This window comes from Caballeronia sp. LZ033 (genome assembly GCF_031451265.1).
Lineage (GTDB): Bacteria > Pseudomonadota > Gammaproteobacteria > Burkholderiales > Burkholderiaceae > Caballeronia.
Genome location: NZ_JARUXQ010000003.1, coordinates 157,014 through 171,947 on the forward strand (window position 1 = coordinate 157,014; position 14,934 = coordinate 171,947).

The 14,934-nt window shown below is 60.6% G+C and carries 13 protein-coding genes and 2 pseudogenes; 12 read left to right on the top strand and 3 right to left on the bottom strand.

Annotated features, from left to right (window positions below; genetic code table 11):
• From QCE62_RS22040 to QCE62_RS22055, 5 genes and pseudogenes are all read left to right on the top strand, one after another.
• A partial coding sequence (locus QCE62_RS22040; RefSeq protein ID WP_309923194.1) for an RHS repeat-associated core domain-containing protein occupies positions 1-847 on the top strand: 847 nt, incomplete at its 5' end.
• A gap of 243 nt (positions 848-1,090) precedes the next feature.
• The gene (locus tag QCE62_RS22045) at positions 1,091-1,396 is read left to right on the top strand and encodes a hypothetical protein (RefSeq protein WP_309923196.1); all 306 of its coding nucleotides are present in this window, start codon (positions 1,091-1,093) and stop codon (positions 1,394-1,396) included.
• A 3-nt stretch (positions 1,397-1,399) separates the two neighbouring features.
• Positions 1,400-1,573: pseudogene (locus QCE62_RS35305) on the top strand (RHS repeat-associated core domain-containing protein); the annotation flags it as partial.
• A 39-nt stretch (positions 1,574-1,612) separates the two neighbouring features.
• A complete protein-coding gene (locus QCE62_RS35310; RefSeq protein WP_409017919.1) occupies positions 1,613-1,951 on the top strand; it encodes an HNH/endonuclease VII fold putative polymorphic toxin in 339 nt (112 codons plus the stop codon).
• Entirely contained in the window at positions 1,948-2,421 is a 474-nt protein-coding gene (locus tag QCE62_RS22055) for a hypothetical protein (RefSeq protein ID WP_309923200.1), read from the top strand. Before QCE62_RS35310 ends, QCE62_RS22055 begins: the two co-directional genes overlap by 4 nt.
• A 43-nt stretch (positions 2,422-2,464) precedes the next feature.
• Here QCE62_RS22055 and QCE62_RS22060 read toward each other — a convergent pair.
• Both QCE62_RS22060 and metE read right to left on the bottom strand, forming a co-directional pair.
• Positions 2,465-3,768 (bottom strand): annotated as a pseudogene (locus QCE62_RS22060) (IS5 family transposase).
• A 583-nt stretch (positions 3,769-4,351) separates the two neighbouring features.
• The gene (metE, locus tag QCE62_RS22065) at positions 4,352-6,646 is read right to left on the bottom strand and encodes a 5-methyltetrahydropteroyltriglutamate--homocysteine S-methyltransferase (protein WP_309923202.1); all 2,295 of its coding nucleotides are present in this window, start codon (positions 6,644-6,646) and stop codon (positions 4,352-4,354) included.
• A 110-nt stretch (positions 6,647-6,756) separates the two neighbouring features.
• Here metE and QCE62_RS22070 point away from each other — a divergent pair, with 110 nt between their 5' ends.
• Entirely contained in the window at positions 6,757-7,665 is a 909-nt protein-coding gene (locus QCE62_RS22070) for a LysR family transcriptional regulator (RefSeq protein ID WP_309923203.1), read from the top strand.
• A gap of 9 nt (positions 7,666-7,674) precedes the next feature.
• Here the strand turns inward: QCE62_RS22070 and QCE62_RS22075 are convergent, their stop codons facing one another.
• On the bottom strand, positions 7,675-9,015 hold the full coding sequence (locus tag QCE62_RS22075; RefSeq protein ID WP_309923205.1) for a PLP-dependent aminotransferase family protein: 1,341 nt from the start codon (positions 9,013-9,015) through the stop codon (positions 7,675-7,677).
• Positions 9,016-9,116: 101 nt separating this feature from the next.
• Here QCE62_RS22075 and QCE62_RS22080 point away from each other — a divergent pair, with 101 nt between their 5' ends.
• The 6 genes from QCE62_RS22080 (at position 9,117) to QCE62_RS22105 (ending at position 14,909) form a co-directional block, all read left to right on the top strand.
• Positions 9,117-9,731: a DJ-1/PfpI family protein gene (locus QCE62_RS22080; protein WP_309923207.1), complete on the top strand. Its 615-nt coding sequence runs from the start codon at positions 9,117-9,119 to the stop codon at positions 9,729-9,731.
• 174 nt (positions 9,732-9,905) lie between these two features.
• Complete coding sequence (locus tag QCE62_RS22085; RefSeq protein WP_309818343.1) at positions 9,906-10,625, top strand: GntR family transcriptional regulator; 720 nt, start codon at positions 9,906-9,908, stop codon at positions 10,623-10,625.
• Positions 10,626-10,659: 34 nt separating this feature from the next.
• Positions 10,660-11,925, top strand: coding sequence for an S-methyl-5-thioribose kinase (gene mtnK / locus QCE62_RS22090; protein WP_309923209.1), 1,266 nt, complete (start codon positions 10,660-10,662; stop codon positions 11,923-11,925).
• 40 nt (positions 11,926-11,965) lie between these two features.
• The gene (mtnA, locus tag QCE62_RS22095) at positions 11,966-13,045 is read left to right on the top strand and encodes an S-methyl-5-thioribose-1-phosphate isomerase (RefSeq protein WP_309923211.1); all 1,080 of its coding nucleotides are present in this window, start codon (positions 11,966-11,968) and stop codon (positions 13,043-13,045) included.
• Positions 13,042-13,713, top strand: a complete 672-nt coding sequence (locus tag QCE62_RS22100; protein WP_309923212.1) for a class II aldolase/adducin family protein — start codon at positions 13,042-13,044, stop codon at positions 13,711-13,713. The genes mtnA and QCE62_RS22100 overlap by 4 nt, the downstream gene beginning before the upstream one ends.
• An 80-nt stretch (positions 13,714-13,793) precedes the next feature.
• The gene (locus QCE62_RS22105; RefSeq protein WP_309923214.1) at positions 13,794-14,909 is read left to right on the top strand and encodes a sugar ABC transporter substrate-binding protein; all 1,116 of its coding nucleotides are present in this window, start codon (positions 13,794-13,796) and stop codon (positions 14,907-14,909) included.
• Positions 14,910-14,934: the final 25 nt, after the last annotated feature.

Here is a 14,934-nt window from a genome sequence, read left to right on the forward strand (position 1 = left end):
GCGGGCGACCGAGCGAGGCCGTGAGTGGCAGCATCCGGACGGCGCGCGCTGGTGGCTGGATGCGGCGGGGCAGCTAGCCGAGCGTACGCATCCTGCGCGAGGCGTGGAGCAGTTCACGTGGGACGAGTTCGGGCGGATGGTGGGGTTCGAGAACACCGCTAATGAGCGATGGGTGTATCGATATGATGCGCTCGGTCGGCGTATTGGCAAGCAGGCGGCGGATGTCAGGCCGGAGGTGGGGCACAGGCATCGCGATGAAGGGGCGTGGACGTGGTTCCTGTGGGACGGCGATGCGATGGCCGGCGAGGTGCGGCGAACGGCGTTTATCGAGAGCGAAGCGCGGTTTTATGTGTATCGGCAGGATGGCTTCGAGCCCTTGGCGATGCAGGTGGATGACGGGGCCTGCAAGCGGATTTACTTCTATCAGAATGATCCGAATGGTGCGCCGGTCAGGCTAAGCAGCGCGGACGGTGACATAGTTTGGGAAACGCACTACAGTGTTGCGGGTGGGATCGATTGGGTTGAGACGCGGAAGGTCGAGCAGGCCATTCGGTTGCAGGGGCAGTATTACGACGCTGAATCTAACCTGCATTACAACCGGTACAGATATTTCGATCCCTACACTGGACATTTCATCTCTCAGGACCCCATTGGGCTGCTTGGCGGCTTGAATGTTTTTGAGTTTGGACCGAATACATTTGGATGGATTGATCCCCTTGGCCTAAAGAAAAAGAAGAAATGTGCGTCGCCAAGGTGGAAGAGCAGAAGGAGATTCAGTGCGGGTGATTCAGGACTCAAGGGATCACGCGCACCGACATTCCAATCTGTCGCCAGCAGAGTATCTTGATCGCGGTAGGCAAAACGTCACGGACGGAGTACAGCTTAAAGGTGGAAAATACCCCGACGCAGGGTATTATGTTCGGAAAGTTGGAGAAGATAGTTACAGTCTTACCATCACAGACAAGAAAGGACAAATTCTTTCGATAGATACTTGGTCAAAAGAAGGTGCAACTATAAATCAGGAAAAACTTAGTGTCGGATTTAGAAATAGCGGCATTACACCACCGAAGCATTTTTGGGAGAGTCTGTGATGACCACGGCGCGAATGGTCGAATTAAAGCAGGCTTTGGAGAACGCCGGTTGGATGATTTTCGACGAGGATAGCGATTTATTCATTGTTGACGATGAGAGAGTGGTTTGGAAGATAGAGAAGATTCAATCCGGGAAGTCACTCGATCTGATTTTTTATTTATTCGACGATCTTGGTAGAAGAACTCAAAAATTGGCGGACATTCTGTACGTCGAAGACAACAATCGACGAAAAAGACTTTATTTTAGCAAGATCACATCGAGTAAATGGAAGGAAGATTTAGAGAGGTTTGTTCGCAGTTTGTGAGGTAGGTTGCAGGGGCAGTACTTCGATGACGAGTCGGGGCTGCATTACAACCGGTATAGATATTTCGATCCCTACACGGGGCAGTTCATCTCGCAGGATCCGATTGGACTTGAAGGCGGTGAAAATCCATATGAGTTCGCACTCAACATGTTTGGGTGGATCGATCCCCTAGGACTCAGATCATGCGATAAAAAATTTGATACCCGCCAGGAAGCGTTGGACGCAATATTCGATAGGGCCGGAATTCCCAGAGGCACAAGGCCAGATGCAGTTTGGGAAGTTGGAAACGATGCGACAAGACGAGGCATGCCTGGCTATTTGTTCTCTAATCACACTCAATCTCATGGCCGATATATGCAGTTTGAGACAGATCAAGGGTCGAGAGTGATCTCGGAACATTTGAAAGATGGAGATCCGCATTTCCATGCAGGGCAGCCAAAAATCGATCCGACGCGCGATTTCGTTGATTTTGGCTGGGGTGGTAACGTAAATGTGGCAGAACGCTACTCGCAGATCGATGGCGGACATCACTATTACTATCCGGGGGGGAAATGAAAATTGATGCAAAGTCCCAATTAGAATTTTTCTTAGGGAAACATCCCGAGGTTATCTTCTCCGGTTTTGCGAATGAGATCCAAACCTTTACGCCGCAACAGGTTTGGACGCATGTGGTACGCATTGGGTCGCAACCGTCAGTCGTCTTCTCTGACCGTTGCATGGAAGATGCGTCGAAAAGCTGGTGGAAGCTTGCACAATCGGCTGAGCTAATATCGGCCACGACATCAGACGTTTCTTGTTTGATTTCAATCGGAGGGTTGGGCTTACTTCCTTGGGCGATGGTTCAATTCCCGTTGGAAACTCCCATTCTTGAGGTATTCGCGGTAAATAGAGAGAGTCCTGAGTTTATTGTTTCAAGTAAATCTAAAGATACCTATTTGGCGGTTGTTAGCGAGGAGGACGAGATTTGGATTTATTTCGTGAATAGATGTGGTTCTGAGCTTAAGACAATGCTGCTTCAGCCATAAAGAGTCGACCCTGAACAATGCGCCGAGCCCTGCACGAGTTGAGTTACGAGAGGAACATTCGAGGAGGCATGCTGAAGAACAAGCTCAGCATTAAGACGTAAAAAAGCGTCAGCCTCCTGAGGATCATCCTCAGGTTGTAACCCGCGCCGCACAACACTGCGTGAATCGCATCGCCTAATGCACCTTTGAGCCAATTCCGATCAAGCCTGCCGTCTGTCTTCATGTGGCCGATGGCGGGCTCGATTGCGCTTCGCCGGCGGATCATCGCGCGCAGTCCACGCGTGATGCCGCGACGCATACCCGGGTGATAGATCTTTGCGCCTTCAATCGCAACGCCCTTGTATCCGCGATCCACAATCGCCACTTCAGGACTTACATCACTCAGAATTGCGGCCTGCTCCAACGCCTCTGCCAGCGTGTGACCATCGTACGGATTTCCCGGCATCAAGCGAGCCCCGACGACCAACCCTTCCTTATGCGTCGTCGTGATCGACACTTTCACCCCAAATTCATAAGGCATGCGAGCCTTGCCTTTGGCTAGACACTCGACTTCGGGAGCGTGTAGTGCGTAGAGCTTGTTCTTGTCCCTCGGCTTTTGCGACAGGATGCGCTTCGTTTGAGCAATCAGTTCGAGCAATGCGATGCGGCCCGACTCCGATACCCGCTCGACTTGCCGTTCGACATCGCGCATCACCCTGCCCACACGCGAGCGCAGCGTTCGCAATGCCTTTCTCATCCGCTTGAATTGCTTGGCGTGCGCGTAGCGGCCAATCTGCAGCGCCAGGCGGGGCGCTTCGCGGTTGTAGTTCTGCCGAAGCTTCAGACCGTGGCGCTCTGCAGCCTTGACCAGATGCTCGCGACACCGCTCAAGCAAGCGAGAGTCAGTGGGATGGGCGATTGTCTTGGGCATGACGGTCGTGTCGACGATCACGCGCTTGACGCCTTGATAACGCCGGCGCGTTTGGCAGCCTCGATGGTCTGCGCCAACAACGCTTCGATTCCCGCCTCACCGAGTCGTTTGCGCCAGCGCGTTAGGCTCGACGGATCGATGGGTGGCTCGGTCTGCAGAACACTTCGCCCGTGAAGACTTGCCAATAAGGGTTTTCGACCCACTGCCACACAACCTCTTCATCGGACAGGTCAAACGTGTGTTGAAGATAGAACAAACCAGCAAAAGCGCGGGGATGTCGCGGAGCGTCCAGCAACAGACACGAAGCTTGCACTCATCGTCGTGCCGAGATGCGCCCAGTCGATCAACCCGGCCAGGCGCACCAGTGGATGCTTCAAATTGATCTGCTCAAGCATCGGCTGGCGGAAGAAATCTCGCTGTGTCACACGCGCTTTCATTCGAACCTCATCGAATTTTGCAGGCTTGCACGCTCTAATATGCCCGTATCCTGCAATTCCGGTAATCTAGTTTCGCCATTAACAGCCCATCAGTAAGGGACTTCGAGATTTTTAAGGATCGACTAATTACAATCCGCCGTGTTCGACGTTGATTCTCACGCGCTGCCCTGGGCTGAACACCCGGCCTGCTCGATCCAGTGCCCGGCGAGCCTGAGCCACGGATAAATCGGCGGTTCTTTGCGTTTCCAATCACGCACAGTCGATCCGCTCGGGCGCGTGTTGAACATCCGTTGCGATCCGTTGGGACGGATCGTGAGTCGCATCGCGGAGAGGACAGGCACGATACCCGTTTTCTGACAAATCAGTCCCTTCTCCGCAACTTCCGACGCTTCAGATACATTCGCCTAAGGGTTAACGATCCCGGCAGTTCAGATTAATCGTGTATTCCCTGCTCCAACCGCTTCATAAAATTACGCATATAAGAAAAGCTTTGAAGGCAGAGCGCGTGTTGGTTTGAGAGGCGAGCCAACTAGGGATAGCGCCCCGCATAGGCGGGGCGCGCGTCCTGACGGCAACTGCGGACTCACTTCAAAGAAGCACGCAACGTCTCCGCCGCCGCGACCATATTCCTGAGCGCCGGAATTACCTCATCCCACTGACGCGTCTTCAGCCCGCAATCCGGATTCACCCACAGGCGTTCCGCCGGAATCCGCTCTGCCGCCTTCCTCATCAGATTGACGATATGTTCCTGGCTCGGAATGTTCGGCGAATGGATGTCATACACACCCGGCCCAATCTGATTCGGATACTTGAAGTCATCGAAGGCATCGAGCAGTTCCATATCCGAACGTGACGTCTCGATGGTAATCACATCCGCATCCATGTCAGCGATCGAGGCGATGATGTCGTTGAATTCCGAATAGCACATGTGCGTGTGAATCTGCGTTTCATCCTGTACGCCATTGGCCGTGATGCGGAACGATTCCACCGCCCAGCGCAGATACGCGTCCCACTGCGCGCGCCGCAACGGCAAACCTTCGCGAAGCGCCGCTTCGTCGATCTGAATCACACGGACGCCGGCCCTCTCGAGATCCAGGACTTCCTGACGGATCGCGAGCGCCAACTGCTGGCATGACACCGAGCGAGGTTGATCGTCACGTACGAAAGACCAGTTAAGGATCGTGACCGGGCCGGTCAGCATGCCTTTCATCGGCTTGCTGGTCTGTGAGGCCGCGTACCGCGTCCATTCCACCGTCATGGCCTTCGGGCGGCTGATATCGCCGAACAGGATCGGCGGCTTGACGCAGCGCGATCCATACGACTGCACCCAGCCGAACCGACTGAACGCATAGCCGTCCAGCTGCTCGCCGAAGTATTCGACCATGTCGTTGCGTTCGGCTTCGCCATGCACGAGCACATCGAGCCCGAGCGCCTCCTGTTCGCGCACCGCACGGGCGATTTCCTGCTCCATCGCCGTGCGATAGCTCGCGTCGTCGAGTTCGCCGCGCTTGAACCGGCTGCGCGCCTGACGAATCTCGCCGGTCTGCGGGAACGATCCGATAGTTGTCGTCGGGAATGCGGGCAGGCCGAGAATCGCGGCCTGCTTCTTCGCCCGTTCTTCGTAGCCGTGTTGACGCTTGCCGAGCGTCGCGTCGATGCCTGCAATGGCTGCCTTCACCGCCGGGTTATTGACGCGCGGAGACCGACGCCGGCTTTCGATGGCGGTTGCGTTCGCGCCAAGTTCATCGGCGACGGATTTTCGGCCATGATTCAACGCGCCGGCCAGCACTTCCAGTTCCCCGAGTTTCTGCAGCGCAAAAGCGAGCCACGACTTGATCTCGGCATCGAGTTGAACTTCCGTGTCGAGGTCGACCGGCACATGAAGCAGCGAGCAGGACGGTGCGATCCACAACCGATCACCAAGTTGCCGGTGCAGCGGTTCGAGCCATTCGAGAATCGCGTTCAGGTTGCTTTTCCAGATATTGCGTCCGTCGATCGCGCCGACGGACACCACCGCCGTGTCCGGCAGCTCAGCGGCGGCGGCATCGATTTCTTTACGTGCGTTGATCGCATCGATATGCAGCCCGTCGATCGGCAATCGGCACGCGAGCGAAAGGTTCTCCTGCAACTGGCCGAAGTAGGTGGTGAGGAGCACTCGCACGCGTCGGGCGGACAGCGCATCGTAAGCAGTGACGAACGCAGCGCGCCATGCTTCGTCCAGTTCGGTGACGAGCGCCGGTTCGTCGATCTGCACCCAGTCCACACCTTGCGCCGCGAAATGATCGAGCAACGCGGCGTAGACCGGCAGGATGCGCGGCAGCAGTGCGAGCTTGTCGCTGTCGTCTTTCGCCTTGCCGAGCCACAGATACGTCACCGGCCCGATGATGACTGGCTTCACATTCACGCCCAGCGCACGCGCCTGCGAAACCTGTTCGACCAGACGTGACGTATCGAGTTTGAAGTGCGTGTTCGCATCGAACTCGGGGACGATGTAGTGATAGTTGGTATCGAACCACTTGGTCATCTCGCCGGCGGCGACGCCCGCGCAGCAGGCGGCGCGCGCTTCAGCACCCGCCGCCGAGCGGCCGCGCGCAACGCGGAAGGTGTTGTCCAGCGTGTCGCCGTGGAAGTCGCGCACGCGTTCGGGCAGATTGCCAAGCGTGAAGCTCATGTCGAGCACTTGATCGTAGAACGCGAATTCGCCGACGGGTACATAGTCCAGACGCGCCTGTTGCTTCCAGTGACGTTCACGCAGCTGCGCGCCGACCGTTTTGAGTTCATCGAGCGACGACTCGTCCTTCCAGTATTTCTCGAGCGCGAACTTCAATTCGCGTCCGGCGCCGATGCGCGGAAAACCCGGGTTGTGTGTCGTGACCATCGCGCGTGTCGTCCATGAAAGTGGCGGTAGCGACGATGATAGAATTTCCGATGTATGAATAAAAATGGTAAGTTTTCATACAATGATCAAATTCTTTCATGGAGCACGTCATGCTGGAACGCAGTCATTTGCTCGTCGTGCGTGAGGTCGAGAGGCAAGGTTCGCTGACTGCCGCAGCGGAGGTCCTGAATCTCACCCAGTCGGCGCTGAGCCACACGGTCAGGAAGCTCGAACAGCAATTGGGCACGGCGGTCTGGACGCGTGAAGGCCGTTCCATGCGGTTGACGCAGGCGGGGCACTACCTGCTTGGTCTGGCGAATCGGCTGTTGCCGCAGTTCGAGCATGCCGAAGCGCGCATGAAGCAGTACGCACAGGGCGAGCGCGGCACCTTGCGCATCGGCATGGAGTGTCATCCCTGCTATCAATGGCTGCTTCGCGTGGTCTCGCCGTATCTTGCGAGCTGGCCCGACGTCGATGTGGATGTGAAGCAGCGTTTCCAGTTCGGCGGAATCGGCGCGCTGTTCGGCTTCGACATCGACATCCTCGTGACGCCGGACCCCTTGAAAAAGGAGGGTTTGCGCTTCGTGCCGGTGTTCGACTACGAACAGGTTCTCGTGGTCCCGGAGGACCATGCGCTGGCATCGGCGGACTACGTCACGCCGGAACAGATCGGGTCCGAAGTGCTCATCACCTATCCGGTCGAAACCGACAGGCTCGACATCTACACGCAGTTTCTGACGCCGGCCAACGTCGTGCCGCGGCGGCACAAGGTGATCGAGACGACGGACATCATGATGCAGATGGTAGCGAGCGGCCGGGGCGTCGCCGCGCTGCCACGCTGGCTCGCGGAAGAGTATGCGGACCGGATGCCCATTGCGCCGCTCAAGCTGGGCCGGAAGGGCATCGCGAAGAAGATCTATCTCGGCATGCGCGAGTCGGACCAGGGCATCGACTATCTGGCGGCATTCGTCGACCTGGCGCGCGGGGCCGACGGCGCGCACGCACGCATGCGGGCGTGAACCTCGGCTTCACGCGTCGATGTGAAGGCTCACCACCTCCTGCACCCGTTCCAGCGCAAGCCGTAACGTCTCCACATCCACCGATCCCAGCGCCAGCCGCAACGCATGCGGCACGTGCGCCGTCGTGCAGAAAGGCTCGGCCGTCGATACCGAGATCCGTTCCTGTATCAGCGCCTTCGCGATGCGGTCCGCGCGGACGTCTTCCGGCATCGGCAGCCAGATGAAATAGGACGCGGGATGCGCCAGCCGTTTCAAGCGGCTCAACGCGCGGGCCGCCACTGTCTGGCGCATCGTGGCATCGGCGCGCTTTTCCGCTTCGAGTCGTTCGACCGTTCCGTCTTCGAGCCAGCCACAGGCCAATGCTGTCATTACGCCAGGCGTGTTCCACGTCGTCACCCGGATCGCGCGTTCGATCTTCGACACCCGCTCGCGCGGGGCCACGACATAGCCGACACGCAATCCCGTTGCCACGCTCTTCGAGAAGCCCGACACATACACCGTGATATCCGGCGCGAGGGCCGCGAGTGGGGGCGGCGCGTCATCGGCGAGAAAGGCATAGGCGGCGTCCTCGATGATGAACAGCCCATGCTTGCGCGCGATCGACACGAGTTGCCTGCGTCTGCTCGCCGTCATCACCCAGCCGAGCGGATTGTGCAGCGTGGGCATCGTGTAGATGGCGCGGACGCGACGCCGCTTGCAGAGCGCTTCGAGCGCATCGGGATCGGGTCCGGCGCCGGACGCGGCGAGCGGTGCGAGTTCCAGCCGCTGCGACTGCGCCAGCAACTTGAAGCCGGTATAAGTGAGCGCGTCCACCGCTACCACATCGCCGGGCTTGAGCAAGCCCATGACGGTGGTCGCCAGACCATGCTGCGCGCCATCGACGAGCAAGACCTGCTCTGCGTCGATCGAAAGTCCGCGGCGTTCGAGATGGCGCGCGACGCACGCGCGTTCGTGAAGCCGTCCGGCATGCGGCTGATAGCGCAGCAAGGCCTCCAGATTCCCCGCAGATGCCAGTTGCCGCAACGCTGTGCGCAGCAATTCCGTCTGCCCCGCAAGCGCGGGATAGTTGAAGTTCAGATCGACCATGTCCAAGGCGATGGCGACCTGATCGATGCCCAGCCCGTTCGGCAGGCCGGCTTCCTTCACGAAAGTACCGCGCCCGGTCTCGCCGCTGACGAGTCCCATGGCGTCGAGCTCGGCGTACACGCGCGTGGCCGTGACGATGCCGAGTCCTTCGCGCGCGGCCAGTTCACGATGCGTCGGCAGACGCGTGCCCGGCTTAAGTTGGCCCGATGCGATATCTTCAGCGATGCGGTCGACGATCTGTTTGTAACGTGCAGGCTGTGGCATGAGACGCGTCCGGAACAGGATGTATCCATGACAATCATTTGATTGTATTCATGGCTGACCGTAGCATGCCTGAACTCTCCCCGCCATGAAAGGTTGTCGCCATGCACATCGCCATTCTCACGTTCGATGGGTTCAACGAACTCGACTCGCTGATCGCGCTCGGCATTCTGAATCGCATCAGGAAGCCGGACTGGAGGGTTTCGCTTGCGTGTCCGTTGGCGGAAGTGACGTCGATGAACGGCGTCGTCATCCGGGCGCAGGCCACGCTGGAGGAGGCGAGCGCGGCGGATGCGGTGATCGTCGGCAGCGGCAGGCAAACGCGCGACGTCGTGGCCGATGCCGCATTGATGGCGCGCATCCGCCTCGACCCCAGCCGCCAGTTGCTTGCGGCCCAGTGCTCGGGAACGCTGATCCTCGCGAAACTCGGCCTGCTGAACGATGTACCCGCCTGCACCGACCTCACCACGAAGCCGTGGGTTCAGGAAGCCGGCGTGCGCACGCTCGATCAGCCTTTCGTCGCGAACGGCAATGTGGCGACGGCGGGCGGATGTCTTGCATCCCAGTATCTGGCAGCCTGGGTGATCGCGCGTCTGGAAGGTGTCGATGCGGCATGCGCCGCGTTGGATTATGTCGCGCCGGTCGGCGAAAAAGACGAATACGTCGAACGCGCCATGAAAAATATCCTGCCGTTCGTGGACGCTGCCGCGCCCGTGTGACGCAGCGGAATTCGTGCACTGCAAAGCCCGTCGCCATGCGCGCGACGGGCATTTTCATGCTGCATCCGCGCATGAAGCAAATCTCCATCGAGGCGCAGAACCGTCCGGGAAAGTCCCGAGAGAAACATCAGACGTCTGATGTACATTTCAGTGACTGCCAACCGAGAGACCTTCATGCGCCTGAGCGTCGAGCGTTCGATGAGCGACAAGATCCAGGCGTCGCTTCTCGACATGATCCATGAGCGCAAGCTCAAGCCCGGCGATCAGATTCCCACTGAAATAGAGCTTTGCGAGCTGCTCGGCGTCGGCCGGTCCAGTCTGCGCGAGGCCGTGGCGCAGATGATCTCGCACGGGCTGCTGTCGCGTCTGCAGGGCAAGGGCACCTTCATCAGACAAATTTCGCTGAAGCTGCACGGCGGGCTCGATGATCTGATGTCGGTGACGGACATGATCCGCAGCGTGGGCGCTGTGCCGTCGACGAGCCGCAAGCAGATGGAGCATGTGGCGGCATCGGAGAGTCTGGCGGAGAAGCTCGGCATCCGGCCCGGCGATCCGTGCGTGCGCATCGAGCGCGTGCGCCGCGCGGATGACGCCATCGCCGCGTACTGCATCGATACCATCCCGAAGCACGTCTTCGACGGCGCGGAGGGCGAGTTGGGCGAATCGCTGTTCGGCATGCTGGAGCGCACCGGACGCCGGCTGTCGCACACCCACACGTCGATCCAGCCGACCATCCTGACGCCGCGCGACCTGCCGGAACTCGGCGATGGTTTCGGCCTGTTCCTGCTGCTGGACGAAGTGGATTTCGATCAGAGCGGCGAGCCGCTCTGCTACAGCAACGACTACTACAACACGAGCATCTTCAAGTTCGATCTGGTGCGCAAGCGTCGTTGAGCGCGCGTGCCGGAGCACATCGGAGGAGGCACCGATGGAGTTTGAAGCTTTCACGGCGCAGGAACTGGCCGCGTATCTGGGCGGCGTGCCCGACGTGCGCGCGCTGCTGGGCGATCCTGCGGATCTGGATGTCGCGGAAGTCGGCGACGGCAATCTGAACTATGTGTATTTCGTGACCAACACGAAAACGCCGCAGCGCAGTGTCGTCGTGAAGCAGGCGCCGCCGTTCCTGCGTCTGGTCGGCAAGACCTGGCCGCTGTCGTGTCAGCGCATGGAGCATGAAGTCGCCGCGTTGCGGCGCTTCGGCGCGCTCTGTCCGCAACATGTGCCGAAGGTCTATCACGCGGACAGCACGCGCTTCCTGATGGTGATGCAGCATCTCGCGTCGCATCGCATCCTGCGGCAAGGCCTGATGGACGGCACGGTCTATCCGTTGCTTGCGCAGCATCTGTCGGCGTATCTCGCCCATACGCTCTTCTTCGGCTCCGATCTCTTTCTCTCGGCCGACATCAAGAAGCAGGCAGCCGGCGCGGCCATCAATCCGGAGCTGTGCAAGATCACCGAGGATCTGGTTTTTACCTTTCCGTTCGAGGCGCATCCTTCGAACGTCTACAGTCCCGCGCTGCCGCAGGCGGCCATCGAAAGGCTCAGGACCCACGAACCGCTGCGCGCCGCCGCCGCCGACATGAAGTGGGCCTTCATGAACCACGCGGAAACGCTGCTGCACGGCGACCTGCATACCGGCTCGATCATGGTGAACGCGGAAGACACCTTCGTGATCGATCCCGAGTTCGCGTTCTATGGCCCGATGGGCTTCGACGTCGGTGCGCTGCTTGCGAACCTGCTGCTCGCGTACTTCTCGCGCGACTGGCACGGACGTCTCGACGGGCGCGATCCGCTCGAATACCAGGAATGGCTGCTCGACCAGATGACGCGCATCTGGAACGGCTTCAGCGCGCAATTCGTGGCGCTGTGGCGCGATCACGAAAACCGCAGCAAGCGGCCGTTCATCGGCGGCGGCGCAGAGAACCGCGCGGTCGCGGCCTATCGAGCGCACTTCATGCGCCGGCTGCTCGCCGAGTCGCTCGGCTTCGCGGGCTGCAAGATGATCCGGCGTATCGTCGGCATGGCGAAGGTCGCGGAGATCACGCGCATCGCCGATGCCGAAGCGCGGGCCCGCATCGAGATGCGCTGTCTGCGTTGCGCGGAGACCTTGCTCGTGCAGCGCGCGGCGCTGGGCGACATCGAACAGGTCGCGACGCTGGCGCGCGAGCTCCAGCGCGATGCGGTGTCAATGTAACGGCGGCTCGTTTCGCACAGGTTTCGCACAGGGAGACTTCATGGATTCGCAGCGCTTGTTCAGCACGCTTCCCCCGACGATCGAATGGCGCGACGGCGATCTGCTGCTGCTCGACCAGACGCGTCTGCCGCATGAGATCGTGGTGGAGAACGTGGCGGACGTGCAGTCCGTCTGGCGCGCCATTCGCGAGTTGCGCGTGCGCGGTGCGCCGGCCATCGGCGTGGCGGCGGCATACGGGCTGTGCATCGCGATGCGCGACTCGACCGCGTTGCCCATCGCGGAGTTTCGTGCGGCGCTCGAACGTCAGGCGGTGTGGCTCGAATCCGCGCGGCCCACGGCGGTCAATCTGAGCTGGGGCTTGCGGCGCATGCTGGACCGCGCCCGCGCGACCGACGCACACGATGCCGCCATGCTGTATCAGGCTTTGGTCGAAGAGGCGCGGCGCATCCACGAGGAAGATGTGGCGCTGTGCGAAGGCATCGGCATGCATGGCATGGCGCTCATTCGCGAAGGCAGCGGCGTGCTCACGCACTGCAATGCCGGTGCGCTTGCGACCACCGGCACCGGCACGGCAACGGCGCCGATCTACGCGGCGCATCGCGCGGGCCGCGCCTTCAAAGTCTATGCCGACGAAACGCGCCCGCTGTTGCAGGGCGCGCGGCTCACGGCATTCGAATTGCAGCAGGCGGGCGTCGACGTGACGCTCATCATGGACAGCGCGGCGGCGTCGATCATGTCGCAAGGACTCGTCGATCTGGTGATCGTCGGGACGGATCGCGTCGCGGCGAACGGCGACTTCGCCAACAAGATCGGCACGCTCGGCGTCGCCATCGCGGCGCATCACTACGGCATTCCGTTCTATGTCGCGTGTCCGTCGTCGACGCTGGACCTGCACACCGCTGGCGGCGCGCGTATCGAAATCGAGGAACGCGCGGCGGAGGAAGTCACGCATCTGGCCGGGCGGCGCGTCGCGCCCGACGCCATCCAGGCGCGCAATCCGGCTTTCGATGTCACGCCGCATGCGCTCGTGACCGGCTTCATCACGGAGCGCGGCATCGTGAAGCCGCCGTTCGAGCACGCGCTGCGCAGTCTGTTCGCGGCCGAGGGGAATGCCGCATGAGCGCGATGCAGGAAGTCGCGCTGCGGCAAGGGATCGTCGAGACAGCGCTCGAGATGGAACGGCTGGGCATCAATCAAGGCACCTCGGGCAACGTGAGCGCGCGGCATGGCGACGGCTTCCTGATTACACCAAGCGGCGTCGCCGCGCGCGAGCTGGACGCAGGACAGATCGTCCGCTTGCCGCTCGACATCGCCGACGACGCCGACGTGTTGCGCACCGCGCGGCCGTCTTCGGAATGGCGCATTCATCGCGACATCCTGCGCGCGCGCGGCGACATGCATGCCGTCGTCCACACGCATTCGATCGCGGCCACCGCGCTTGCCATTCACGGCCGCGAGATTCCCGCGCTGCACTACATGGTGGCGGCAGCAGGCGGCAACTCCGTGCGTTGCGCGCCCTATGCGGTGTTCGGCAGCCAGCAACTGTCGGATCACGCGCTGGCGGCGTTGCAGGACCGCCGCGCGTGTTTGCTGGCGCATCACGGCGTGATCGCGTTGGGAACGGACCTGGCGCGCGCGGTCTGGCTCGCGCACGAAATCGAAGTGCTCGCGCGGCAGTATCTGCTGGCGTTGCAGATTGGTGCACCGCCCGTGCTGTCGGATCAGCAGATGGAAGAAGTGCTGGAGAAGTTCAAGACTTATGGCAGGCGCAGCAACGAAGCTCGCTGACGGCAGCACGGAGCAAAAAAGCCAGCGCAGCGCTCACCGCAACGTCATCGCATTGAACCACTCGTACAACGGAGACAACCATGGCCTGGAGTTCAGCAAGATTCGACAGTTGGGGCACGTTCGGCAAATCCACGGGCGCCGTCGTGCTGTGCGCGGCCGCCGCGCTGACCGGATGCTCGAAGAGCGACAACTCATCGTCCACGAGCAGCACCAGTTCAGCGGCGAGCGCGAGCGCGCCCGCCAGCGCACCCGCGAGCGCGGCGGCGACGAGTTCGGCGGGCGGCAAGCCGAAGATCGGCTTCTCGATCGCGACGCTCAACAACGCGTTCTTCGTCGGCCTGAAGGCGGGCGTCGAACGCGGTTCGAAGGAGCAGGGCTTCGAGCTCGTGCAGACCAACGCGAACGGCGACGCCCAGCAGCAGGTCAACGACGCCCTCAACCTGCTGAGCCAGGGCGTGACGGCCATCGTGCTGAATCCGATCGACTCGAAAGCGATCATCCCCGCCGTGCAGAAGGCGAATGAAATGAACGTTCCGGTGTTCACGCTGGACCGCGGTTCGGATGGCGGCAAGGTGACCTCGTTTGTCGCGTCGGACAACGTGGCGCTCGGCCAGACCGGCGCGAAATGGATCGCCGAGCAACTGAAGAAGCGCTACGGCGAGGAGAAGGGCAACGTGGTGGACCTGATCGGGTTGGTCGGCACGACAGCGGCGACGGACCGTGAGAAGGGCTTCAGCGAGGAGATCGCCAAGTATCCGAACATCAAGGTCGTCGCACGCCAGGAAGGCGCGTTCGACCAGGAGAAGTCGCTCAACGCGATGACCAATATCCTGCAGAAATTCCCGCAGATCGATGCCGTCTTCGGCGCCAACGACGACAACACCGTGGGCGCGGAAAAGGCCATCGACAATGCCGGGCGCTACAAGCCGCTCGGCGACAAGGAGCATATCCTCGTGATCGGCGCCGACGGCACCGCGCAGGCGCTCTCCGCGATCCGCGCGGGCAAGCAGGACGCCACCATCTCGCAGAATCCGATCATGATGGCGGCTAAGTCGCTGCAATTCATCGCGGATTACAACGCGAAGAAGGACGTGCCCGCGAACTACGCGTGGCCGACGATGCTGATCGACAAATCCAACATCGACTCGGATGAAGTGAAGAAATACGGGCTGTGGTCGGAGGAAGTGAAGCAGTAAGGGCAACCGGCGGCCGCGTGTCCTC